This window comes from Vibrio sp. 10N.222.55.C6 (assembly GCF_041473395.1).
Lineage (GTDB): Bacteria > Pseudomonadota > Gammaproteobacteria > Enterobacterales > Vibrionaceae > Vibrio > Vibrio crassostreae_C.
In genome coordinates this window covers 1-253 of sequence record NZ_JBFRSD010001213.1, presented here as the reverse complement: position 1 = coordinate 253, position 253 = coordinate 1, and the positions used below count along the sequence as shown (strand labels likewise).

Below are 253 nucleotides of genomic sequence, written 5' to 3'. Positions count from 1 at the left end.
CTCTTAAACCCTATCGAAGAAGTTACAAACAAGCTGCAACAACAAGCAGAGCAAGATTTTCGATTGGACCCGAACTTCATTCATCAAGTACCAGAATTGGTGCCGATTGCACGCTCGTATCAGTTGATGGCGAAGCACATTCAACAGCAATTTTTGCAACTTGAATATCAGTCGTCACATCGAAGACAAAGCTTATTACAGCTCAGTCATGATTTGAAAACGCCATTGTCGAGTGTATTGGGGTATCTAGAAA

1 pseudogene is annotated in these 253 nt (G+C 41.5%); it reads left to right on the top strand.

Going from position 1 to position 253, the window contains the following annotated elements:
• Nucleotides 1-253 (top strand): annotated as a pseudogene (locus AB4486_RS28235) (sensor histidine kinase); the annotation flags it as partial.